General features: G+C 59.6%; 6 protein-coding genes. 2 read left to right on the top strand and 4 right to left on the bottom strand.

Annotation, left to right across the window (positions count from 1 at the left end):
• Positions 1-299 precede the first annotated feature (299 nt).
• Together pssA and ilvC are read right to left on the bottom strand one after the other, a co-directional pair.
• Positions 300-1,124, bottom strand: a complete 825-nt coding sequence (gene pssA, locus KZO83_RS16240; RefSeq protein ID WP_178999506.1) for a CDP-diacylglycerol--serine O-phosphatidyltransferase — start codon at positions 1,122-1,124, stop codon at positions 300-302.
• A 156-nt stretch (positions 1,125-1,280) separates the two neighbouring features.
• Complete coding sequence (gene ilvC, locus KZO83_RS16235) at positions 1,281-2,297, bottom strand: ketol-acid reductoisomerase (RefSeq protein WP_247621477.1); 1,017 nt, start codon at positions 2,295-2,297, stop codon at positions 1,281-1,283.
• Between the two features lie 169 nt (positions 2,298-2,466).
• Here ilvC and ilvY point away from each other — a divergent pair, with 169 nt between their 5' ends.
• Positions 2,467-3,348, top strand: a complete 882-nt coding sequence (ilvY, locus tag KZO83_RS16230) for an HTH-type transcriptional activator IlvY (protein WP_178999508.1) — start codon at positions 2,467-2,469, stop codon at positions 3,346-3,348.
• An 86-nt stretch (positions 3,349-3,434) separates the two neighbouring features.
• Here the strand turns inward: ilvY and ilvN are convergent, their stop codons facing one another.
• Both ilvN and KZO83_RS16220 read right to left on the bottom strand, forming a co-directional pair.
• On the bottom strand, positions 3,435-3,926 hold the full coding sequence (gene ilvN / locus KZO83_RS16225; protein WP_075368568.1) for an acetolactate synthase small subunit: 492 nt from the start codon (positions 3,924-3,926) through the stop codon (positions 3,435-3,437).
• Complete coding sequence (locus KZO83_RS16220) at positions 3,926-5,650, bottom strand: acetolactate synthase 3 large subunit (RefSeq protein ID WP_247621476.1); 1,725 nt, start codon at positions 5,648-5,650, stop codon at positions 3,926-3,928. Before KZO83_RS16220 ends, ilvN begins: the two co-directional genes overlap by 1 nt.
• A 502-nt stretch (positions 5,651-6,152) precedes the next feature.
• Between KZO83_RS16220 and KZO83_RS16215 the strand changes: the two genes are divergently transcribed.
• On the top strand, positions 6,153-7,523 hold the full coding sequence (locus KZO83_RS16215) for a sugar porter family MFS transporter (protein ID WP_336296582.1): 1,371 nt from the start codon (positions 6,153-6,155) through the stop codon (positions 7,521-7,523).
• Positions 7,524-7,542 lie beyond the last annotated feature (19 nt).

The following is a 7,542-nucleotide window of genomic DNA, read 5'->3' as shown; positions in this document are numbered from 1 at the left end:
CGGCGTCACTGTCAAGCGAGAAATCCACCCAAAGGCTTGAAATTCTCAAGCAAGTCAGTCACTTGCGCCACCTCTCCACCGCTGGCCACGAGGTCCGTCGCCGGCAGCGGATGCGTACTTTACGATCCACAGCGGCTGAACGCAAGGGGAGGATGCGAAAATAGTTGGCGCTCGATTGACGGCAACGCAATGTCGCCGCCATCCGCCTTATCCACACCCCGAACATGGCAGCGCATAAAAGGGGGTGTGGATAATTCAGCGCTATACCGTGGTAGGCGCTGGGTATTGAAGAAACGAACTCAGCGCATTTTGCGCATGAGTGCGAGCAGTGGCCCTGACACCACATAGCAACCGAACAGGATCAACAGCATGAGCGAGGGCTCGAGTGAAATCACCACGAACGCGAGCACAATCGCCAGCAGCACGACGAAGGGTACGGGCCCCTTGAAATCGACTTCCTTGAAGCTGTGGTAGCGGATATTGCTGACCATCAGCACCCCTGCCGCCGCGACGACGAACGCGATGAACAGTTTGAAACCCAAGGCGTCGGCGTCGAACTTATGCAATGTCCAGACGCAGCCAGCGACGAGCGCGGCGGCGGAAGGACTCGGCAAGCCAACGAACCACTTCTTGTCGGTACTGCCGATTTGCACATTGAAACGAGCTAGGCGCAAGGCTGCCCCGGAAGCAAAAATAAAAGCAGCGATCCAACCGATCTTGCCGACGTCTTGCAGGATCCAGGAGAACGCGACCAGAGCAGGCGCCACCCCGAACGAGACCATGTCGGCCAGGCTGTCGAACTCGGCACCGAAGGCGCTTTGCGTGTTAGTCATCCGTGCCACGCGTCCGTCTAGCCCATCGAGCACCATGGAGACGAAAATCGCGATAGCGGCTCCGGAGAAGTTGCCGTTCATCGCTGCGATAATGGAGAAGAAGCCAGAAAACAGCGCCGACAGCGTGAACAGGTTGGGCAACAAATAGATGCCTCGTCGACGCACACGCTTCCCGTTCTCGATGGTTTCTTCAATGATTTCGTCTTCGTCCTGAAACGCCGCATTTTCCTCCGAGGCATTCTCGGTGTCGGCTTTCTTGGGCGATTCTGGTGTGCCCGATTCTTGCGTCATAAAAATCATCCGTTGCCATGGGACGGCCCTTGGTGAGCCATGCCGACATTCTACACACTGCAAGCCTAGTCGACAGTCGGCCTCCTTGACGACCCAAAACGTAAACGGGCGCGGCCAATTGGCCGCGCCCGCTCGATACCGACTCGCCGGCAGCGCTTAGTTCTTGCTCTTGTCGACCAGTTGGTTGGCCGCGATCCAAGGCATCATGCCTCGCAGCTTCGCACCCACTTGCTCAACCGGATGCTCGGCATTCAGGCGGCGACGCGCATGCATCGACGGATAATTGCTGTTGCCTTCGTTGATGAACATCTTGGCGTATTCGCCGGTCTGAATGTCCTTCAGGGCATGGCGCATCGCTTCCCGCGACTGCTCGTTGATGACCTTGGGACCAGTGACGTACTCGCCATACTCCGCGTTGTTGGAGATGGAGTAGTTCATGTTGGCGATACCGCCTTCGTACATCAGGTCGACGATCAGCTTGAGTTCGTGCAGACACTCGAAGTACGCCATCTCGGGAGCGTAACCCGCCTCGGTCAGCGTCTCGAAGCCGGCCTTGACCAGTTCCACGGCACCGCCGCATAGAACCGCCTGCTCACCGAAGAGGTCGGTCTCGGTTTCATCCTTGAAGGATGTTTCGATGATACCGCTGCGACCACCGCCGATACCGGCTGCGTAGGACAGCGCCAATTCCTTGGCCTGGCCGGTGGCATCCTGTTGGATGGCAATCAAGTCGGGAACGCCGGCACCGCGCACGAATTCGGAGCGCACTGTATGACCCGGCGCTTTCGGCGCGATCATGATCACGTCCAGATCCGCGCGCGGCGTCACCTGGTTGTAGTGGATGTTGAAACCATGCGCGAAGGCCAACGTCGCGCCTTCCTTCAAGTTGGGCGCGATATCCTGCTCGTAGATCGCCTTTTGATTCTCGTCGGGCGCCAGCAGCATCACCACGTCGGCCGTCTTGCAGGCCTCGGGCACGGAGGCCACCTTGAAGCCCGCCTCTTCAGCCTTGGCAATGGATGAAGAACCCGGACGCAGCGCCACGGTGACCTCGACGCCGGATTCCTTGAGGTTATGGGCATGGGCGTGGCCCTGGGAACCATACCCCACGATGGTGACGTTCTTCGCCTGGATCAGCGAGAGGTCGCAATCTTTGTCGTAATAAACGCGCATGTCGTACTCCAGATATCGAAGAAGAAACGTATGAAGTGTCAGCGTTGATGGCTTTCCGCCATGAGCGTCGTCTGTCGCGACGCTTTGATGTCACCTTACGCCAGCCCCAGGCGTTGCGTAAAACGCTATATTTGCAATACCGTATGCCGAAAATTGAAATGATATTGCCATGGATACTCGTCCCTACCAGCAGTTCCTCAGCCTGGCCGATACCCTGCACTTTGGCCGCTCGAGCGAGTTATGCCACGTCAGCCCCTCGACGCTGAGCCGCACGATCCGCCAACTCGAGACACAACTCGGCGTCACCTTGTTCGAACGCGACAACCGCAGTGTCCGCCTGACCCATGAAGGCCGCCTCTTCCAGCGTTATGCACGCGATGCCCTGGAGCAATGGGATGTATTTCGTCACTCGCTGATGGCGGAAAGCCGCGAACTGTCCGGCGAAATCAGCATCTACTGCTCGGTGACCGCCAGCTACAGCTTTCTCTACGAGTTGCTCAGCGAGTTTCGCCAGCGCCATCCACGCATCGAATTGAAGCTGCACACCGGCGACCCGGCCAGCGCGGTTTCACGCGTGCTCAGCGGCGAAGAAGACATGTCGATCACCGCGCGCCCCGAAACCCTGCCCACACAGCTAGCCTTCAAGCCGATTGCCACCTCGCCGCTGCTGTTCATCGCGCCGCGCACCATGCCGGAATGGCTGGCCGGCCTCACCGCCACGACGGACGCCGCCAACTGGGGCAACATTCCCATGATCCTATCGGAGTCGGGACTCGCCCGTGAGAGAACGGATGCGTGGTTCCGCCAGTTGGGTATCAAGCCGCGCATCTATGCCCAGGTCGCGGGTAACGAGGCCATCGTCAGCATGGTCGGGCTGGGCTTCGGGGTCGGCGTCGTACCGCAGATCGTGGTCGACAACAGTCCATTGGCCGAGCGCATTCAGGCCCTCGAGGTCGAGCCCGCGCTAACGCCTTACGAGGTTGGGCTCTGCGTCACCGAGAAGAAGCTACGCAATCCGCTGGTCAAGGCCCTGTGGTCGCAGATCCGCTAACCTTGATCCCTTAAAGCAAAAAAGGCCGCTCGTGAGCGGCCTTTAATGGAATGGTACGCGAGTGGCACGGCAGGCGAGCACATGCCTCAGAGGCTGAGTATCTTGTCACCTCGCGAGATACCCGACACCCCGGTACGCGCCACCTCGAGAATACCGATCGGCGCCATGGCCTGGACGAAAGCATCCAGCTTGCCGGCATCGCCGGTGATCTGCACCGTGTAGACACTCGGCGTGACGTCAACGATCTGCGCGCGGAAGATATCCACCGTACGCTTGACCTCATCGCGGCTCGCGCCCAGGGCCTTCACCTTGACCAGCATCAGCTCACGCTCGATGTGATTGCCCTCGGTCAGATCGACCAGCTTGACCACATCGATGAGCTTATTGAGGTGCTTGGTGATTTGCTCGATGACGCGGTCGTCGCCTTCCGTGGTCACGGTCAGGCGCGACAGGCTCGGGTCCTCGGTAGGCGCCACGTTGAGCGTTTCGATGTTGAAGTTGCGCTGGGAGAACAACCCCACTACGCGGGACAGGGCGCCGGGTTCGTTTTCCAGCAGGATCGAGATGATGTGGCGCATCAGGTCCGCTCCGTCTTCGAAAGCAGCATGTCACGCATGGCGCCCAGGGGCACCTGCATCGGATAGACGTGTTCCCGGGGGTCGACGTCGATATCGAGGAACACCAGTTCGTCGTTGTCGGCGAACGTGCGCTCCAGCGCCGCATCGAGCTCGTCGTGATGTTCCACCTTGAGCGCCGTGAAACCGTAGGCCTCGATCAACTTCTGAAAGTCCGGCAGCGACTCCACATACGAGTGCGCATGGCGCGACTTGTAGTTGAGGTCCTGCCACTGGCGCACCATACCCAGCGTTCCGTTGTTGAGGTTGATGATCTTTACCCCGGTACCGAACTGCTTACAGGTCGACAATTCCTGCATCATCATCTGAAAGCTGCCCTCCCCGGTGAAACACACCACGACGTCATCGGGGAAGTTTTGCTTGATGCCCATTGCCGCCGGGAAACCGAAGCCCATGGTGCCTAGCCCCCCAGAGGTGATCCAGCGATTGGGCTTGTCGAACTTGTAATACTGCGCCGCGAACATCTGGTGCTGGCCGACATCGGTGGTCACGAAGGCCTCGCCGCGCGTGATGTGATACACCGCCTCGATGACTTCCTGCGGCTTGAGCCGTTCGCCCGGCTGAGAAGCCTCGTAGAGCTTGCCTTCGCGCTCGGCGCGCCAGCCATCGATGGTCGTCCACCACTCCGGCAGCGCCTCGGCATTAGCCATTTCCCGGCCTTGCAGCAGGCTAATCATTTCATTGATGACGCTATCCGCCGGCCCCACGATCGGCACATCGGCGCGCACCGTCTTGGAGATCGAGCTGGGGTCGATATCCACATGCACGATCTTGGCCGTAGGACAGAATTTCGAGGTGTTATTGGTCACGCGATCGTCGAAACGCGCCCCGATGGCGACGATCAGGTCGGCATGATGCATGGCCATGTTGGACTCATAGCTGCCGTGCATGCCCAGCCAGCCCAGCGACTGCGCATCGGTCTGCGGATAGGAGCCGATGCCCATCAACGTAGTGGTAATGGGGAAGCCCAAGCGCTTCACCAACGCCGTCAGGTTTTCGCTGGCGCCGCTGGTAACGATACCGCCGCCGGTATAGAACACCGGCCGCCGCGCCTTGAGCATCATGTCCACGGCTTTCTTGATCTGGCCGCTGTGCCCCCGCGTGACCGGGTTATAGGAGCGGATCTTGACCTTCTTCGGATAGACGTATTCATAACGCTCGGTGGGCGCCGTCATATCCTTGGGAATATCCACTACTACCGGCCCGGGGCGACCTGTCGCGGCGAGATAGTAAGCCTTCTTGAGCACCTCGGGGATCTCCGAAGGGTGCTTGATGGCGAAGCTGTGTTTAACGATAGGGCGCGTCACGCCGACGATGTCGGTTTCCTGAAAGGCATCTTCACCGATCAGATGACTGGCCACCTGGCCACACAGCACCACCATCGGAATCGAATCCATGTAGGCGGTGGCGATGCCGGTCACGGCATTGGTCGCGCCGGGACCGGAAGTGACCAACACCGTGCCGGGTTTGCCCGAGGCACGGGCATAGCCATCGGCGGCGTGGGTAGCAGCTTGTTCATGGCGAACGAGGATGTGTTTGACCTTGTCCTGGCGGAACAGCGCATCATAGATATGCAACGCTGCGCCACCGGGGTAACCGTAGATACGTTCGATGCCCTCATCCTGCAGGAAGCGGGCGATCATATCGGCGCCGGAAAGCAATTCCACTGATAGTTCTCCCCTGGAGATAACGAGTGCCATTCCACCGCCACGTTACGGGCAGTAGAGTGTCGATGCGGCGGTACGCCGCTGCCGGCTACGCCGGCACCTGATGCCATAATCCTGGCTCTGGGCCCGGGGTGGGGACCCGCACTCATAGAAACCACCGAGACCGGCTGGTCCGAGCGGTTCCTGGCACGGCAGATCGCCGTGTCGGGGTTGGCGGGAACAGGCGTTTGGCCCATACCCTTGATCTCCTTCGACAGGCGGGTAGAGGCATTTTCAACCTACCCTTCACGCAGCGACCGGGGATCACCCGTCAATGGCTGCGCCCGCAATCAGGAACCACCTAGATTCCATCAGCACCCCCGAGCTGTCAACCTCCGCCACTCACACGCGGCCGGCGGCGTTTCTCAATTCCCCATTGACGCACCATTCATCTACTAAAGTTGGATGCTTGCCGACGGCATTATTAAGGCATTGCTGCTGTCATCTTGGTTAAGATTAGAGGATTAGTGAATGGATTCAGCCACACGCAAAGGAGTCGCTCATGTCGCCCATCCTGAAATGGTCCGTATTCGTCGCCATGGCGGGCTTCCTCTTCGGCTTCGACACCGCCGTGATTTCCGGAGCGGACAGACCCGTGCAAGAGCTCTGGGGACTCAGCGATCTCCAGCATGGCCTGCTCATCATGTCGATGGCGCTATGGGGGACGGTGCTCGGCGCGATCTTCGGCAATTGGCCCACTGACCGACTGGGACGGCGCAAGACACTGTTCGCGATCGGCGTCCTATATTTCGTGTCGGCCGTGGGCTCTGCACTCGCCACCGACCCGTTCTGGTTTTCCTTTTTCCGGCTGATCGGCGGGTTCGGCGTCGGCATGTCATCGGTCGCCGCGCCGGCCTATATCTCCGAGATCGCCCCCGCCGAAAGGCGCGGCAACCTGGTAGCGCTCTATCAATTCAATGTGGTGTTCGGCATTTTCATGGCCTACGTCTCGAACGCGATCCTCGGCAGCCTGCTCGGTGCTGATGCCTGGCGCTGGATGGTCGGTATCGAAGCCGTACCGGCACTTATCTATACCCTGGCACTATTCAAAGTGCCCGAGAGCCCACGCTGGCTGATTCTCAATCGCCAAGACACCCGTGGCGCTGCTGAGGTACTACGCCAGATCGATGCCAAGCGTGATATCGATACGCAGATCGAGGAGATTCAGGCCGCCGATCGCGAGGACAACAAGGTCCACTCGCGCTTCTTCTCGCGCCGATACCGGCTGCCGATCACACTTGCGTTCTTGATCGCCTTCTTCAATCAGTTCACCGGTATCAACTTCGTGCTCTACTACGCGCCGCGCATTCTCGAATCGGCACAGCTCGGCGCCAGCGCCTCCTTGCTCTCTACCGCAGGCATCGGCTTGGTCATGGTGATCTTCACCATGATCGGCATGGCGCTGATCGACCGCTTCGGCCGTCGCAAGTTGATGTATATCGGTTCGGTGGGCTACATCATTTCGCTGTCGATCATTTCGCACGCGTTCTTTACCGATAACTTGGGCGGCGCGCTGATTCCTCTTCAGCTATGCCTCTTCGTCGCCGCCCACGGCATCAGCCAGGGCACGGTCATCTGGGTCTTCATTTCCGAGATATTCCCCAACCGCGAACGCGCCCGCGGTCAGTCGCTGGGCAGCTTCACGCACTGGTTCTTCGCCGCCGCGATCACGCTGGTCACGCCCTGGGTGCTAAGCGTTTTCAACGGCGGGCCAGTGTTTGCCTTCTTCGCCTTCATGATGGTGCTACAGATCGTCTTCGTCGCCTTCCTGATGCCGGAGACGAAAGGCGTGTCCCTGGAAAAGCTGCAGCGCAAGCTTTCCCCGCAGGAGTAATCGGCCCTGAAGACGCTGC

The sequence above is a fragment of the Chromohalobacter moromii genome, assembly GCF_023091865.1.
Taxonomy (GTDB): domain Bacteria; phylum Pseudomonadota; class Gammaproteobacteria; order Pseudomonadales; family Halomonadaceae; genus Chromohalobacter; species Chromohalobacter moromii.
The sequence above is the reverse complement of the archived record's forward strand: the minus strand, read 5'-3'. Positions and strand labels throughout refer to the sequence as shown.